This window comes from Candidatus Halocynthiibacter alkanivorans (assembly GCF_003333265.1).
Taxonomy (GTDB): domain Bacteria; phylum Pseudomonadota; class Alphaproteobacteria; order Rhodobacterales; family Rhodobacteraceae; genus Halocyntiibacter_A; species Halocyntiibacter_A alkanivorans.
On sequence record NZ_QOLB01000032.1, the window covers coordinates 42,468 to 57,468 of the forward strand.

Genomic DNA, 15,001 nt, shown 5'->3' on the forward strand with positions numbered 1-15,001 from the left:
TTAAACTGTCGTGAACGGGGCCGGCTATGAAACCAATATCACCTGAAGATCGTGCACAAATTCTCGCGACGGCCCATGCCGCTGCGGATGCGGCGCGTATTGTAACTCTTGAACATTTCCGACATCCGGATCTGGGGGCCGACAATAAGCTGGCCGGTGGATTTGATCCGGTGACAGTTGCGGATCGCGGCGCCGAAATTGCAATGCGCGAGATCATCGCCCGGATGCGGCCGCAAGATGCGATTCTGGGTGAAGAATTTGGTCACAGTGACGGCAGCAGCGGGCTGACCTGGGTGCTGGATCCGATTGACGGCACCCGCGGCTATATTTCCGGTACCCCGACCTGGGGCGTTCTGATCGGGTTGCGCGATGAAAGCGGCCCGGTCTTTGGTCTGGTTGACCAGCCCTATATCCGCGAACGGTTTACCGGTGGTTTTGGCGAGGCCCGCATCGACGGCCCGATGGGGCAGGGGCGGCTTGCCACCCGTGCCGCACGCGGCCTTTCAGAAACCACCATCCTGAGCACATTTCCCGAAGTGGGCAGCGAAGCGGAAGGGCGCGCGTTTCATCAGCTCGCGTCGCGCACGCGGCTGACACGTTACGGGATGGATTGCTACGGTTACATGTTACTGGCGGCCGGCCAGGTGGATCTTGTGGTCGAGGCCGGGCTGCATACCTATGATATCATGGCGCCGATGGCGGTGATTGAGGCCGCCGGTGGCATCGTCACCGACTGGCGTGGCGGTCCGGCGCATGAGGGCGGTCGTGTCCTGGCGGCTGCAAATGCGGAAATTCACGCGGAGGCTCTCGACATCCTGCGCCATTGTCCTTGATGCTTGCGACAACAGGCCGGACCCGGTATTGGGTGACATCGCGCCAAGTCCTTTGCCCCGTTTCTGTTGGCGCAGTTCACACTTCAAACCGAAATGGGCAAACATGAAGTGTGGAGAGTTGCATGAACGCAATTTTGATTAAAAGCGCCCAGCTGGTGGTGACGATGGATGACGACCGGCGCGAACTTGCCGGGGCGGATATTCTGATCCGGGACGGGGTCATCGTTGATGTGGGGCACAATCTTTACGCCGATGATGCGGTGCTGCGCCCGTCGCAGGATTGCCTGGTAACGCCGGGCCTGGTGAACACCCATCATCATCTGTATCAGACCCTGACACGGGCGGTGCCCGGGGCGCAGGACGCGCTGCTGTTTGGCTGGCTGAAAACGCTGTATCCGATCTGGTCGCGTTTCGGTCCGGAACATATGAAGGTTTCGGCGCTGGTCGGGCTGGCAGAGCTGGCTTTGTCCGGCTGTTCAACCACGTCGGACCATCTTTATCTGTTTCCCAACGGGTCCACGCTGGACGATACCATCACCGCCGCTCAAATGGCCGGGATGCGCTTTCACGCCACCCGCGGTGCGATGAGCATCGGCGAAAGTGACGGTGGCCTGCCGCCGGACGCGCTGGTTGAGGACGAGGCTGCCATTCTGGAAGACTGCATCCGGGTGATCGATAAGTTCCATGATCCGGCGGAGGGCTCGATGCTGCGCATCGCGGTGGGGCCCTGTTCGCCGTTTTCGGTGAGTCGCGAGCTGATGCGCGATGCCGCCATTCTTGCGCGCGACAAGGGCGTGATGATGCACACGCATCTGGCCGAAAATGACGAGGACATCACCTATTCACTGGAGACCTTTGGCTGTCGGCCAGGGCAATATGCTGAGGATCTGGGCTGGGTCGGGCGCGATGTCTGGCACGCACATTGTGTGAAACTGGACGCGTCTGAAATCGAGCTGTTTGCCCGTACCGGTACCGGTGTTGCCCATTGCCCCTGCTCCAACTGCCGCCTTGGCTCCGGCATTGCGCCGCTGCGGGCTATGCGGGATGCGGGTGTGCCGGTGGGGCTCGGGGTGGACGGGTCTGCTTCCAATGACGTCGCCAGCATGGTGGCCGAAGCGCGCCAGGCGATGTTGTTGCAGCGTGTGGCCTTTGGCGCCAATAAAATGAGCGCCCGCGAAGCGCTTGAAATTGCCACAAGGGGCGGCGCTCAGGTGCTGGGGCGCAGCGACGTCGGCCAGCTGGTGCCGGGCATGCGGGCTGATATCGCGGTCTGGGATATGAAAAACGTGTCGGCTGCGGGCAGCTGGGATCCGGCGGCACTGTTGCTGGCGGGGCCGGGGGCGGTGCGCGACCTCTATGTTGAAGGGCGCCAGATTGTGGATCGCGGTGCGTTTGTGCCGTTCCATCTGCCCACGGTGATCCGGCGTCAGAACGAACTGGCCCGCGAGCTCGCTGACGGATAGTGCCTCAGCGAACCGCCTCCCGCCTCCCCCGGCCCCTGCGGTGCAGGACCCGCCCGTTCCGGGCAGCCTGATTGCGCTGCAATCAGGCTGCGGCCCCGCGCCCTGGCGCGGGGCGCGGCCCAAGCCGGGGCTGGCATCATTTTTATGGTGCGGGCCGGCGCGGGAGTGCGTCCTTTGATGCCAGGTGACCCGGCTGCCGTTCAGGCGCTGTGCTGAAACTGTCCGCCACTCCAGACCGCTTTGACGGCACGGTCATCCCCCATCATGATGGTGGGAAACAGCTGGTCCCAGAACGTGTCGGCCCGGTTGGCGCGCTGGGCAATCACCGGGGTCGACGCCAGATCAGTCACCACCAGATCGGCCTCCATCCCAGGTGCCAGGTTGCCGATCTTGTCTTCCATTCGCAGGCTGCGCGCCGCGCCCTGAGTTGCCAGCCACCACAGTTGTGAGGCGTGCAGCGGGGTGCCGTTCAGCTGGCCGACCTCATAGGCCGCAGCCATAGTGCGCAGCATCGAAAAACTGGAGCCGCCGCCGGTGTCCGTTGCCAGCCCCACCCGGTGTCCCTCTGCCATCAGACCCGCCATATCAAACAGGCCGGATCCGATGAATGTATTGGAGGTCGGGCAATGGATCAGCCCGGCGTCCATCTCGCGCAGCCGGTCGCGTTCGCGCGGCTCCAGGTGGATTGCGTGCCCCATCAGAGCGCCTTCGCGCAGCAGCCCGTGCATCTCATAAGTGTCCAGATAATCCCGCGCGGACGGGAACAGGGTTTTGACCCATGCGATTTCATCGGTCTGTTCGCTCAGGTGGGTCTGCATCAGACAGTCGGGATGTTCGCCCCACAGAGCGCCAAGCGCGCTCAGCTGGTCTGGCGTTGAGGTCGGCGAGAAACGTGGCGTGATCACATAAGACAGGCGGTCAACCCCGTGCCAGCGCTGCAACAGCGTCTTGCTGTCGTCATAGGCCGATTGCGGCGTGTCGCGCAGCCCTTCGGGCGCATTGCGGTCCATACAGGTTTTCCCCGCCAGCGCCCGCAGCCCGCGCGACCGCGCCTCGGTGAAAAATGCGTCAACACTTTCGGGGTGAATGGTGCAGTAGCTGACCGAGGTGGTGGTGCCGTTCGCCAGCGCCAGATTAAAATAAAGCGCCGCAATTTCACGGGCGTAGCCGGCATCATGGAAGCGCATCTCTTCCGGGAACGTGTAGCTGTTGAGCCAGTCGATCAGCCGTTTTCCCCAGCTGGCAATGATACCGGTCTGCGGGTAATGCACATGGGCGTCGACAAAGCCCGCCGATATCAGCGCATCGCCATAATCAGTGACCTCAGCCTGCGGCCAGGCGGCGCGGATCCGGTCAGCAGCGCCGATGGCTGCAATTTTTCCGTTTTCAACGACCACGGCGCCGCGCCGTTCATGCTGCGCAGCCTCGGAGACGGGCACGGCAAACGGGTTTTTCTGGTAGCTCAGGGTCTGGCCCAGCAAAATTTTGGTCATCACATTCTCATTGTTAAGCGGCGGCCTAAGCCTAAGCGCAGTATTATCGAAGGTAAATCGTTTTGCCCCCCTGTTGCTCCTGCCTGGCTTGATTTATGCTTGGGACAACAGGCGAGAGGGCAGCACATGGCAGACAATCTGGCACATGATCCGGAACAGGACGAAGATGTGTATGAGCTGTCCAACCGGCAGGTCTCCGACATTCTTCGGGCGGTCAGCGCCAGTGACAAGGACCGTCTGAGCGGGCTGATGGCCCCGCTGCACCCGGCGGATATTGCCGACCTTCTGGAACAGGTGAATTCTACCGATCGCCGCGAGTTGATTGAGCTCTACGGCCAGGATTTTGACGGCGATATTCTGTCGGAACTGGAAGAGGGTGTGCGCGAAGACGTGCTGGCCGTTCTGACGCCGACTGTTCTGGCCGAAGCGGTGCGGGAACTGGATTCAGATGACGTGGTGGATCTGGTTGAGGACCTGGATGAGCCGCAGCAGGAAGCCATCCTTGAGGTGCTTGAAGACGCGGACCGGGTCGCGGTTGAACAGGCGCTGACCTATCCTGAAACTTCGGCCGGGCGTCTGATGCAGCGCGAGCTGGCGATGGGCCCGGAACACTGGACCGTGGGCGCGGCGATTGACTATCTGCGCCATGCCGAAGAGTTGCCGGAGGAGTTTTATCACATCGTGCTGGTGGATCCCAAAATGCGCCCCACCGGCTATGTCACCCTGGGCAAGATACTCGGGGCACCGCGGGCGGCGAAACTGCGGGATCTGGTCGAAGAGAGTTTCCGCACCTTTCACGTGCTCGAAGACGAGGCAGACGTTGCTTATGCCTTCAACCAGTATCACCTGATCTCGGCGCCGGTTGTTGATGATGACGGGCGTCTGGCCGGGATGATCACCATTGATGATGCGATGTCGGTGCTGGATGAAGAGCATGAGGAAGACATCATGCGTCTCGCCGGTGTCGGTGAAGGCAGCCTGGCCGACAAGATCTTTGAAACCATCCGCGCGCGCTTTCCCTGGCTGGCGGTGAACCTGGTGACAGCGATCCTGGCCTCCATGGTGATCGCCCGGTTTGGGGCCACGATCGAGAAACTTGTGGCCCTGGCGGTGCTGATGCCAATTGTGGCCTCGATGGGCGGCAATGCCGGCACCCAGAGCCTGACCGTGGCGGTGCGCGCCATCGCCACCCGCGATCTGACCAGTGCCAATATGTGGCGGGTGATCCGGCGGGAGGCCTTTGTGGGCCTGGTGAACGGGCTTATTTTCGCCGTGGTGATGGGGGGGATCGGCGTTTTGTGGTTTGGAATGCCGCTTTTGGGTCTGGTGATTGCGGCGGCGATGATTATCAATCTGTTTGTCGCCGGTCTCGCGGGCATTCTGGTGCCGGTGCTGCTGGACCGCTCGGGGATTGACCCGGCGCTCGCCTCCGGAGCCTTTGTGACCACGGTCACTGATGTTGTGGGCTTCTCTGCCTTCCTCGGGCTGGCGGCTTTGGTATTGCTGTGAAGGCGGATGAGATGGAATTATTGAAAACCCAGGCCCGTAAAGCAGGCTTTGCCCGGCGCAAAGAAGCCCATGGTCACGGGCTTAGTGCGGCGGCCTGTGCGCGGCTGATTGAAGTGTTGCGCCCGTATCAGGGCCGCGCGATGTCGGGCTATATGCCGATCCGCACCGAAATTAACCCGCTGGCGGCAATGGAAGAATTCGCGCGTTTCGGCGCGGTGGGGGTGCCGGTGATCCAGGCGAAAGCAACGCCGTTGCTGTTTCACCGCTGGTCCCCGGACTGCGAAATGATGGCAGGGCCGTTTGGCGCCCTGGTGCCGGCGGAGTCTGAAATTGTGGTGCCTGAGGTGATGATCGTGCCGCTGGCAGCGTTTGACCGGGCCGGGCGGCGCATTGGTTATGGCGGTGGCTATTATGACCGCACGCTGGAACTGCTGCGCGCGCGCGGTCCGGTGTTTGCAGTGGGCTTTGCTTATGGGGAGCAGGAGGCGGACGAGGTGCCCTCGGAAGCGACCGATCAGCCGCTGGACGCGATTGTGACCGAAGCAGAAGTTCTGCGCTTCTGACACCCATCCGGGCTCTGCTCTGATCAGGAGGGGGGCGGAAATCAGGTGGATCGGGCCTGGCTGCGGCGTTTTTGCTGCCGGTCAGGTGCTGTTGCGTGGATGCCAGCGGAAAAGGGCTTGCGTGATCGCTGATGCCGCCTTAGGCCGTGCCTATGAAAATTCTGTTTCTTGGTGATGTCGTAGGCCGCTCCGGGCGGGCTGCAATTGTAGATCGTCTGTCGCGGCTGCGCGAAGAGTGGCGGCTGGATTTTGTCGTGGTGAATGGCGAAAACACCACCAATGGCATGGGGCTGTCGGGCGAACATGCCAAGGCGCTTCTTGAAGCCGGTGCGGATTGCATCACCCTTGGCGATCATGCCTTTGATCAGCGCGATATGATGCAGTTCATTGACCGCGAGCCGCGGCTGATCCGACCGCTTAACTTTGCCAAAAATGCTCCCGGGCGCGGCGTTAAAGTGTTCGAGGCCACACGGGGCCGCAAGATCATGGTGGCGCAGGTTCTGGGCCAGGTGTTCATGAAACGGCCGTTTGACGATCCGTTTTCGGCGGTGGATACGGTGTTGCGTGCCCATACGCTTGGCGGCTCGGTTCAGGCCAGTCTGATTGATGTGCATTGCGAAGCTACCAGCGAAAAAATGGGCATGGGGCATTTTTGCGACGGCCGCACCTCTGTTGTGGTGGGCACCCATACACATATCCCCACCGGAGACGCGCAGATCCTGCCCGGCGGCACGGCGTTCCAGGCGGATGCCGGCATGTGCGGCGATTACAACTCCGTCATTGGCATGGACAAAGACGAGCCGATGCGCCGTTTTGTGACCGGGATGGGCAAAACCAGGTTCAAGCCCGCCAATGGCGAAGCCACTCTGTCCGGGCTCTATGTGGAAACCGACGACAGGAGCGGCAAGGCCACACGGGTGGTGATGATCCGCGATGGCGGCCGCCTGCAACAGTCACACCCGGTCTGAATTTCACCACTGAGGCGCCACGGCGCTTGTACCTCGTGAGCGGAGCGGCAATTATGTGGGTCAGCACAGCGAGGGACCGCCAGATCATATGATTGCATTTCAGTTCAGCCCCACTGGTGAAGCTATTATTGCGCTGACTGTGGTGTTTGTGATGTTTGTCCTGTTCGTACGCGAGCAGTTCCCGACCGAAGTGGTTGCCATCACCGGCGCCGCAACGTTGTTGGCGCTGGGGGTGTTGCCCTATGAAAAAGCACTGGCGGTGCTGTCCAACCCGGCGCCCTGGACCATTGCAGCGATGTTCATCGTTATGGGCGCGCTGGTGCGCACCGGAGCGTTGAACCGGTTTATCCAACTGGCCGAAAGCCGCGCGGAAACCCATCCGAAAATGGCGATCGCAGCGCTGATGGGCTTTGTCATTATTGCTTCGGCCTTTGTCTCCAATACGCCGGTGGTGGTGGTGATGATTCCGGTCTTTGTGCAGATGGCGCGGAAATTGTCGGTCTCCGCCTCAAAACTGCTGATACCCCTGTCCTATGGTGCGATCCTTGGTGGCACCATGACGCTGATCGGCACCTCCACAAACCTGCTGGTCGACGGGGTGGCGCGGGCGCAAGGCCTGGAACCGTTTACAATTTTTGAAGTCACCCCTCTGGGCATCATCCTGGTGATCTGGGGCATGATCTACCTGCGCTTCTTTGGGGCGCATTTGTTGCCCGACCGGGCCTCCATGGCCTCGATGCTGTCGGGCAAATCAAAAATGAAATTTTTCACCGAAGCGGTGATCCCGCCGGACAGCAATCTGATCGGCCGTGAAGTCACCGGGGTGCAGTTGTTCAAACGCGAGGGCGTGCGGCTGGTCGATATTGTGCGCGGAGACAGTTCGCTGCGTCATGCGATGGCGGATGTAGTGCTGCAGGTCGGGGACCGGGTTGTGCTGCGCACGCAGATGGCAGAGCTGCTGTCGCTGCAGCGCGACAAAAGTCTGAAACGGATGGATCAGGTGTCCGCGGTTGAGACCTCGACCGTCGAAGTCCTGATCACGCCCGGCTGCCGCATGGTCGGGCGCTCGCTGGGTTCAATGCGCCTGCGGCGGCGGTATGGGGTCTATCCGCTGGCAGTGCACCGGCGCAATCAGAACATCGGCCACAAAATTCAGGATCTGGTGGTGCGGGTCGGCGATACGCTGTTGCTGGAAGGCGCGCCGGAGGACATCCAGCGCCTCGCCGCTGATATGGAAATGGTCGATGTGAGTAAACCGTCGGAACGGGCCTATCGCCGGGGCCGCGCGCCAGTTGCTTTGGCGACGCTGGTGGCGCTTGTTGTGCTGGCGGCGCTGGGCATGGCACCGATCTTTTTACTGGCGGTTCTGGCGGTGGCAGTGGTGCTGATCACCCGCTGTATTGATGCGGAAGAAGCCTTTGCGTTTGTTGATGGCCGCTTGCTGGCGATGATCTTTTCGATGCTGGCGATTGGCGCGGCGCTTGAAAACTCCGGGGCGGTGAGCCTGATCGTGGATGCGGTGGCGCCCTGGTTGATCGGTCTGCCGGTGTTCTTTGTGGTCTGGGCAATTTATCTGCTGACCTCGATCCTGACCGAGCTTGTCTCCAACAATGCGGTCGCGGTGGTTGTGACACCGATTGCCATTGGTCTGGCCCAGGCGATGGGGCTTGATCCGCGGCCATTGGTGATCGCGGTGATGGTGGCCGCCTCCGCCAGTTTTGCCACCCCGATCGGCTATCAGACCAATATGCTGGTCTATGGGCCGGGCGGCTACAAATTTACCGATTTTATGCGTGTTGGCATCCCATTGAACCTGACGGTCGGATTGCTGGCAAGTGCGATCATCCCAATTCTCTGGCCGCTTTGAACCGCTGAAAGGATTTGTCGATGACCGATGCGATTTCCCGGATACGCCAGGTCATCCAGTCAGCGGACGCGCCGTTGACCCGCGCGGGCCTTGCGCAGGAACTGCGCGACATGGGGCTGAAACGCGGCGATCTTGTGCTGGTGCATACGTCGCTTTCCGCGTTGGGCTGGGTTTGTGGCGGGGCACAGGCGGTTATTGAAGCGCTGTTTGATGTTCTCGGATCTGGCGGTACCCTGGTGATGCCCGGATTTTCTCTGGACCTCAGCGATCCCGCCGGCTGGACAGCCCCACCGGTGCCTGCGCGCTGGCATCAGGAAATTCGCGATCAGATGCCGGTGTTCAGCGCCTGCCACACGCCCACCGGATATGTCGGGCAGGTGCCCGAAGTCTTTCGTCACTGGACAGGGGTGCAGCGCAGTCTGCATCCGAAATTTTCCTTTCTCGCCTGCGGGCCACTGGCAGATGATATTACGATTTCTCATCCGCTGAGCAATGCTCTGGGGCCGGAGACACCGTTGGGAACAATGCACTATCTGGGCGCACGTGTATTGATGCTTGGCGGTGGCTGGGACAGTTGCACCAGCTTCCATCTGGCCGAATATTTGGTGGAATTACCAGTGGTGGCGTGGGAAAACCTGCCGGTTGGTCGTGTTGACGGGGTGACACAATGGAAACGCGTGGCCGATGTTGCCAGGTTTGAAGAGCATTTCCCCGAAATTGGTCGTCGGTTTGAAGCCACCGGGCTGGTACGTCGCGGGTTCGGCGGCGCTGCCGTTCTCCTGGAAATGCAGGACGCTGTCTCTGCCGCGCAGGATTGGTTTGAGGCCGGGAATTACGATCGCTTGCGCCACGAACCCGGCTAATTTGCCGAATTCGAGTGGGTTTCAAGGAGTTCAGCGCCTTTCGCGTGCCCCTGGTCTTGTGGCGCAGGGGGCGGGTGCTTTATAGAGTTTGCAAAACGACAGCTATTTCAGACGGAGTGAGACATGGCCGGCCATTCAAAATGGGCAAATATCCAGCACCGCAAAGGTCGCCAGGATGCCGTACGTTCAAAACTGTTTTCCAAATTGTCCAAGGAGATCACCGTGGCCGCCAAGATGGGCGACCCGGATCCGGACAAGAATCCGCGTCTGCGCATGGCTGTAAAAGAGGCCAAGTCGGTTTCGGTGCCCAAGGATGTGATTGATCGCGCGATCAAAAAATCCGAGGCTGGCGACGGCGACAATTACGACGAAATCCGCTATGAGGGCTACGGGCCCAACGGCGTTGCCGTTATCGTTGAGGCGATGACTGACAACCGCAACCGCACCGCCTCTGTGGTGCGTTCGACCTTCTCCAAGAATGGTGGCAACCTGGGTGAAACCGGCTCGGTGTCTTTCATGTTCGAGCGCAAAGGCGAAGTCACCTATACCAGCGCTGCCGGCGATGCTGACACCGTAATGGAGGCGGCGATTGAAGCGGGTGCTGAAGACTGTGAAAGCTCGGAAGAGGGCCACACAATCTATTGTGCAGACAGTGATCTCAACGAGGTGTCGACCGCGCTTGAGGCGGAACTGGGGGACTCTGAGTCCACCAAGCTGATCTGGAAGCCAAATATGACCACTGAAATGGATCTTGAAGCGATGCAGAAGCTGATGAAGCTGGTGGATGCGCTGGAAGATGATGACGATGTGCAGCGGGTCACCACCAATTTTGAAGCCTCTGATGAGGTGATGTCGCAGCTGTAACGCGTGGCAATGTTGAACGAACCGGAAAAGGGCTGCGTAACGCGGCCCTTTTTTATTGTCTGGCCCTAAGGCGCAACCAGCACTGCGCGCGCCTGCTGCAGAACCGCACGGCTCAGCGGCGCAAGCGCCTCAGCCATCAACCGGCTGACCTGCCAGTACAGCGCCACATCCAGCGCCAGATCCGGCAACAGCGGCACCAGATCGCCGCGCGCCAGATGGTCGCGGATCAGCGGCTCCGGGTTCATGCCCCAGCCAATGCCTGCAAGCGCCATTTCAACAAAACCCTGGCTGGAGCCAATCATATGGCTGGGGGCAGTTACGGCCGTGCCTGTCGCCATTTCACTCCAGATCAGCTGCAGCCTGTCTTTGGACGAGTAGGTGATTGCGGGCGCGCGCCCCAGGCTTTCTGTTGTCACGCCGCTGGCAAGCCAGCGCTCGATATAGGCCGGGCTGGCGGTGGCGATATAGCGCAATGCGCCGAGCGCTGTACTGTCGCAGCCACGCACCGCGCCCGGGTGGGCGCTGACCGCCGCCGCGACTTCTCCGCGGCGCAGCCAGTCGGCAGAATGCTCCTGGTCATCGATTTCAAGGTCAAACAGCAGATGCGGACAGGCGGCCATGGCGCCGGGAAACCAGGTCGCCAGAGAATCCGCGTTCACCGCAATGCGGGCAGGGGCCATCGGGGTGGGTGCGCCGAGGTCGCCGAGGGTGCGCTGCTCCAGCAGTTGAACATCTTCAGCATGGTGCGCCAGTCGCGCCCCGGCTTCAGTGCCGCGACAGGGCTGACCGCGGATGACCAGAGCGGTGCCCATACGCTCTTCCAGCGTCTTGATGCGCTGGGATACCGCAGATTGGGTGACGCCAAGCGCCTGCGCTGCCGCTTCAAAGGATCCGAGACGTATCACCGTTGCCAGCGCCATCAATGCGGGATAGTCGAGCATTAGCAGTCCTTATGTTGCAGCAGGATATTTAATTTGGCTACGCCGCGCGTCCGGGTTAGTCAAGCGCGGTACAAAAGGAAAAGATCATGACCGCAGCCTGGACCGGCTTTTTCACCTCTCTCACGCTGATCGCCGCCATCGGAGCGCAAAACGCTTTTGTGCTGAAAGTGGGGCTGAACGGGCGTCATATCCTGCCGGTTGTGCTGTTCTGTGGGCTGACAGATGCGCTGTTGATCGCGGCGGGTGTCATGGGGTTTGGACAGGCGGCGGACGCCTTGCCCTGGCTGATGCCGGTGCTGCGCTACGGCGGCGCCGCATTTCTGACCGCCTATGGCGCGCGGGCCTTTTTCGCCGCATGGAAAGGCGGGCAAAGTCTGATACCGGACGATGCGCAGCCGGCCGCGTTGCTGCCGCTGATGCTGACACTGACGGCGCTGACCTGGCTCAATCCGCATGTCTATCTGGATACGCTGGTGCTGATCGGCTCAGTCGCGGCGCGCTTTGGCGACGAAAGATTTGCCTTTGGGGCCGGGGCGATGCTGGCGTCGCTGCTGTTCTTTTTGGCGCTTGGCTATGGCGCCAGGCTGCTGCGCCCGATGTTCGCAAACCCGCGGGCCTGGCAAGTGCTGGACAGTGGTGTCGGTGCGCTGATGTGGTCCATCGCCTGGAGATTACTCTGGCCGGCGTGATTGCACTTGCGCGACAGGCAAAGATCGGTTCAGGTCTGCCCATGACACAGAATACACCCCCCGAATTTAGCCCGGTCGCCGGAATGTTGTGGATGTTTGCGTCCAGTCTCTGTTTTGTCATGGTGACGGCGCTGGTGAAATATGTGGGCTCTGATCTGCCCGCGATGCAGACCGCGTTCATCCGTTTTGCAGCCGGGCTGGTGCTGATGGCCCCTCTGTTTCTGAAGCTGCGCATGCGCGAAATAACACCGCGGCTGTGGCAGTTGTCGATCCTGCGGGCGGTGATCCATGTGGGCGCTGTCGGGCTTTGGTTCTATTCGATTACCCGCATACCGCTGACCGATGTGACCGCGTTGAACTATCTGAATCCGATTGCGGTGACACTGGGCGCGGCGCTGTTTCTCGGTGAGCGGCTGGCGCTCAGGCGTGGCCTGGCCATTGTGGTCGCTTTGCTCGGCGCGCTGGTCATCCTGCGGCCGGGCTTTCGTGAAATTTCAATCGGTCACCTGACCATGCTGGGCGCAGCGGTGTCTTTTGGCTGCTCCTATGTGGTCGCCAAACGATTGTCTGAAAAACTGCCGGCAACGCTGGTGGTGATGCTGATGACGGTGATGGTGACCGTGGGCTTGGCGCCGTTTGCTTATGCGGTCTGGGTGCCGGTGAACCTGACACAGCTGTTCTGGCTCAGTGCTGTGGCGGTGTTTGCCACCCTGGGTCATTACACGATGACACGTGCCTTTGCGGTGGCACCGGTGGCGGTGACCCAGCCGGTTACTTTTTTGCAGCTGATCTGGGCGACGCTGATGGGGGTTCTGATCTTTGGCGAAGCGCTGGACCCGGTCACCCTGCTGGGGGGTGGTGTGATCATCAGCGCGGTGTCCTTCATCACCTGGCGTGAGGCGATGCTGAAACGCGCCCGGACCCGGACCGATATCCAGAGCGGACTCTGATCCGGCCCCGCCAGCGGGCAATCAGCTCCGGCGGGGAGGGTTTTACGCCTCCGCCGGGCTTTCCACCGCTTCTGCGAAATTTTCAAAGAACTTATCGGCCATCTTGCGGGCAAAGCCGTCAATCAGTCTGGAGCCGAGCTGGGCGATTTTACCGCCGACACGGGCTTCGACCTCATAGGACAACTCACAACCATCTTCAGCGTCGCTCAGCTGAACCAGTGCCGCGCCTTTTGCAAATCCGGCAACCCCGCCGGAGCCTTCGCCACTGATACGGTAGCTGGTATTTTCGACAATATCCGACAGCGTGACATTGCCCTTGAATTTGGCTTTCACCGGGCCGATTTTTTGCACAACCACGGCGGCAAATCCGTCTTCCGGGGTGCCGGTCAACTCCTGACAACCGGGAATGGCGACCGCCAGCGTCTCCGCGGAATTCAAATGCGCCCAGACCGTTGCACGATCTGCTTTGATGATACGGCTGCCCTTAAGTTCCATGTGTTCCTCCACTGTGTCCGGCGCAGGTTAGGAGGGATTGCCCGGGGCAGGCAAGAGCTATCGCGCGGTTTCTGCAGTGATGCTGTTCAATTGATCTGATAGGGCAGCACGCCGCGTGCATCCGGTGTGATTGTCAGGCGGCCCTCAAGCGGCGGCACCGAGCGCTGATGGCAATCAGGCCTCTCGCAAATGCGGCAGGAGATGCCAATCGGGGAAAAGGCCTGGGGGTTGTCCACGTCGAGATCATCCGCATAGACCAGTTCGCCCGCGTGCTGCACTTCGCACCCCAGTGCAATGGCATAACGGCGCACCGGCGCGTGAAAACTGCCGCCGGTTTTGGAGGCATCCCGCGCCACCGACAGGTAGCGCACCCCGTCTGGTGTTTCGGCCAGCTGGCGTAAAAACCGCCCCGGTGTTTCAAAGGCGCGGTGCACATTCCACAGCGGACAGGCGCCCCCGTAGCGGGCGAATTGCATCCGGGTTGCAGAATGACGTTTGGTGATGTTGCCGGCCTGATCCACCCGTACAAAGAAAAACGGGATGCCGCGGGCTTTGGGGCGCTGCAGTGTCGACAGACGGTGCGCGACCTGTTCGATCGAGGCGCCAAAGCGGTCCGCCAGCACTTCAAGATCGTGGCGGGTTTCACGGGCGGTTTGCAAAAACAGCGTATAGGGCAGCAAAGCGGCGCCGGCAAAATAGTTCGCCAGACCGATTTTGGCGATGGCCCTCGCGTCTTCTGACTGAAACCGCGCCAGATCGAGTGTCGCTTCCAGCAGTTCATTCTGGGTCAGCAAAGCCACCTGGTGCAGCATTTGAAACCGCTGGGTTGCGGGCGCTGCACGCGACGACAGCACCAGTTTGCGCAGCTCAGGATCATAGTGACGCAGCGTGTCTGTGGTCTCATAACTGCTGTCCACCCCGAGCTGGTCCAGCACCTCCTGGGCGGCAATCTGCGGGTCGCGCGGCACCCCGCCCGGACAGGTGAAATGTTCTGCAGCCCGGTCCACTGCATCGATGTAATTGTCGCAATAGTGAAAGAAGTCGCGCACCTCTTCCCAGGCACCCGGTCTGGTTTTCTGGTCGCCGCGTCCGAGCGCATCGTCCAGCGAGGCAAGGCGCTCATGGGTCTGTCGATAGGCGCGATGCAGCTCAAGAAAGGCGCGTGCCAGTGCCGGCGCATTGCTGGCCGCAAGTCGTAAATCTGCAAGCGGTGGGGTGGTGTCGCCAAACACCGGATCAGCCAGCGCTTCGCGCATATCGCTGACCATACGCTCAGATTCGCCGGTGGAAAGCTCGGTGACGTCAAAGCCAAATTCCTGCGCCAGCGCCAACAAAACGCCGGTGGAAACCGGGCGGTTGTTGTTTTCCATCTGGTTCAGATAGGGCAGCGACACCCCCAGTTTGGCGGCAAAGGCCTTCTGGGTCAGTTTCAGACCCATGCGGGTTTCACGCAACTTGGCGCCGGCGTAAAGTTTCTGCTGTGCCATCGCGGGCCCTTTGCAA

Annotated in this window: 14 protein-coding genes; 10 read left to right on the forward strand and 4 right to left on the reverse strand. The window is 60.9% G+C overall.

Going from position 1 to position 15,001, the window contains the following annotated elements:
• The first annotated feature begins 26 nt into the window (after window positions 1–26).
• Window positions 27–833, forward strand: coding sequence for an inositol monophosphatase family protein (locus DWA01_RS01910; protein ID WP_114283954.1), 807 nt, complete (start codon window positions 27–29; stop codon window positions 831–833).
• Window positions 834–955: 122 nt separating this feature from the next.
• Window positions 956–2,296: an 8-oxoguanine deaminase gene (locus tag DWA01_RS01915; RefSeq protein WP_114283955.1), complete on the forward strand. Its 1,341-nt coding sequence runs from the start codon at window positions 956–958 to the stop codon at window positions 2,294–2,296.
• Window positions 2,297–2,496: 200 nt separating this feature from the next.
• Here DWA01_RS01915 and guaD read toward each other — a convergent pair whose 3' ends face one another.
• The gene (guaD, locus tag DWA01_RS01920; RefSeq protein WP_114283956.1) at window positions 2,497–3,789 is read right to left on the reverse strand and encodes a guanine deaminase; all 1,293 of its coding nucleotides are present in this window, start codon (window positions 3,787–3,789) and stop codon (window positions 2,497–2,499) included.
• 126 nt (window positions 3,790–3,915) lie between these two features.
• On the opposite strand from guaD, the gene mgtE reads away from it, so the two are divergent.
• The 6 genes from mgtE to DWA01_RS01950 all read left to right on the forward strand — a co-directional run bounded on the left by mgtE (window position 3,916) and on the right by DWA01_RS01950 (window position 10,423).
• The gene (gene mgtE, locus DWA01_RS01925) at window positions 3,916–5,298 is read left to right on the forward strand and encodes a magnesium transporter (protein WP_114283957.1); all 1,383 of its coding nucleotides are present in this window, start codon (window positions 3,916–3,918) and stop codon (window positions 5,296–5,298) included.
• An 11-nt stretch (window positions 5,299–5,309) separates the two neighbouring features.
• Window positions 5,310–5,861 carry a 5-formyltetrahydrofolate cyclo-ligase gene (locus tag DWA01_RS01930; protein WP_114283958.1) on the forward strand — a complete coding sequence of 184 codons (552 nt, stop codon included), beginning with the start codon at window positions 5,310–5,312 and terminating at the stop codon, window positions 5,859–5,861.
• Window positions 5,862–6,013: 152 nt separating this feature from the next.
• Window positions 6,014–6,829, forward strand: a complete 816-nt coding sequence (locus DWA01_RS01935) for a TIGR00282 family metallophosphoesterase (RefSeq protein WP_114283959.1) — start codon at window positions 6,014–6,016, stop codon at window positions 6,827–6,829.
• An 88-nt stretch (window positions 6,830–6,917) separates the two neighbouring features.
• Window positions 6,918–8,696 carry an SLC13 family permease gene (locus DWA01_RS01940; RefSeq protein WP_114283960.1) on the forward strand — a complete coding sequence of 593 codons (1,779 nt, stop codon included), beginning with the start codon at window positions 6,918–6,920 and terminating at the stop codon, window positions 8,694–8,696.
• 20 nt (window positions 8,697–8,716) lie between these two features.
• The gene (locus DWA01_RS01945) at window positions 8,717–9,559 is read left to right on the forward strand and encodes an AAC(3) family N-acetyltransferase (RefSeq protein WP_114283961.1); all 843 of its coding nucleotides are present in this window, start codon (window positions 8,717–8,719) and stop codon (window positions 9,557–9,559) included.
• A 123-nt stretch (window positions 9,560–9,682) separates the two neighbouring features.
• Complete coding sequence (locus DWA01_RS01950; RefSeq protein ID WP_114283962.1) at window positions 9,683–10,423, forward strand: YebC/PmpR family DNA-binding transcriptional regulator; 741 nt, start codon at window positions 9,683–9,685, stop codon at window positions 10,421–10,423.
• Between the two features lie 65 nt (window positions 10,424–10,488).
• Here DWA01_RS01950 and DWA01_RS01955 read toward each other — a convergent pair whose 3' ends face one another.
• Window positions 10,489–11,364, reverse strand: a complete 876-nt coding sequence (locus tag DWA01_RS01955; protein ID WP_114283963.1) for a LysR family transcriptional regulator ArgP — start codon at window positions 11,362–11,364, stop codon at window positions 10,489–10,491.
• 86 nt (window positions 11,365–11,450) lie between these two features.
• Between DWA01_RS01955 and DWA01_RS01960 the strand changes: the two genes are divergently transcribed.
• Both DWA01_RS01960 and DWA01_RS01965 read left to right on the forward strand, forming a co-directional pair.
• Entirely contained in the window at window positions 11,451–12,053 is a 603-nt protein-coding gene (locus DWA01_RS01960; RefSeq protein WP_114283964.1) for a LysE/ArgO family amino acid transporter, read from the forward strand.
• A 41-nt stretch (window positions 12,054–12,094) separates the two neighbouring features.
• Window positions 12,095–13,003, forward strand: a complete 909-nt coding sequence (locus DWA01_RS01965) for a DMT family transporter (RefSeq protein WP_114284032.1) — start codon at window positions 12,095–12,097, stop codon at window positions 13,001–13,003.
• A gap of 42 nt (window positions 13,004–13,045) precedes the next feature.
• On the opposite strand, the gene DWA01_RS01970 is transcribed toward DWA01_RS01965, so the two are convergent.
• Both DWA01_RS01970 and DWA01_RS01975 read right to left on the reverse strand, forming a co-directional pair.
• On the reverse strand, window positions 13,046–13,498 hold the full coding sequence (locus DWA01_RS01970) for an SRPBCC family protein (protein WP_114283965.1): 453 nt from the start codon (window positions 13,496–13,498) through the stop codon (window positions 13,046–13,048).
• A gap of 86 nt (window positions 13,499–13,584) precedes the next feature.
• The gene (locus DWA01_RS01975; protein ID WP_114283966.1) at window positions 13,585–14,985 is read right to left on the reverse strand and encodes a helix-turn-helix domain-containing protein; all 1,401 of its coding nucleotides are present in this window, start codon (window positions 14,983–14,985) and stop codon (window positions 13,585–13,587) included.
• Window positions 14,986–15,001 lie beyond the last annotated feature (16 nt).

Excerpts from the sequence above, each read along its gene's own strand:
- DWA01_RS01950 (WP_114283962.1), top strand. The coding sequence starts at position 9,683 with ATGGCCGGCCATTCAAAATGGGCAAATATCCAGCACCGCAAAGGTCGC.
- DWA01_RS01955 (WP_114283963.1), bottom strand. The coding sequence starts at position 11,364 with ATGCTCGACTATCCCGCATTGATGGCGCTGGCAACGGTGATACGTCTC.
- mgtE (WP_114283957.1), top strand. The coding sequence starts at position 3,916 with ATGGCAGACAATCTGGCACATGATCCGGAACAGGACGAAGATGTGTAT.
- DWA01_RS01930 (WP_114283958.1), top strand. The coding sequence starts at position 5,310 with ATGGAATTATTGAAAACCCAGGCCCGTAAAGCAGGCTTTGCCCGGCGC.
- DWA01_RS01975 (WP_114283966.1), bottom strand. The coding sequence starts at position 14,985 with ATGGCACAGCAGAAACTTTACGCCGGCGCCAAGTTGCGTGAAACCCGC.
- DWA01_RS01970 (WP_114283965.1), bottom strand. The coding sequence starts at position 13,498 with ATGGAACTTAAGGGCAGCCGTATCATCAAAGCAGATCGTGCAACGGTC.
- DWA01_RS01965 (WP_114284032.1), top strand. The coding sequence starts at position 12,095 with ATGACACAGAATACACCCCCCGAATTTAGCCCGGTCGCCGGAATGTTG.
- guaD (WP_114283956.1), bottom strand. The coding sequence starts at position 3,789 with ATGACCAAAATTTTGCTGGGCCAGACCCTGAGCTACCAGAAAAACCCG.
- DWA01_RS01935 (WP_114283959.1), top strand. The coding sequence starts at position 6,014 with ATGAAAATTCTGTTTCTTGGTGATGTCGTAGGCCGCTCCGGGCGGGCT.
- DWA01_RS01915 (WP_114283955.1), top strand. The coding sequence starts at position 956 with ATGAACGCAATTTTGATTAAAAGCGCCCAGCTGGTGGTGACGATGGAT.
- DWA01_RS01940 (WP_114283960.1), top strand. The coding sequence starts at position 6,918 with ATGATTGCATTTCAGTTCAGCCCCACTGGTGAAGCTATTATTGCGCTG.
- DWA01_RS01910 (WP_114283954.1), top strand. The coding sequence starts at position 27 with ATGAAACCAATATCACCTGAAGATCGTGCACAAATTCTCGCGACGGCC.
- DWA01_RS01945 (WP_114283961.1), top strand. The coding sequence starts at position 8,717 with ATGACCGATGCGATTTCCCGGATACGCCAGGTCATCCAGTCAGCGGAC.
- DWA01_RS01960 (WP_114283964.1), top strand. The coding sequence starts at position 11,451 with ATGACCGCAGCCTGGACCGGCTTTTTCACCTCTCTCACGCTGATCGCC.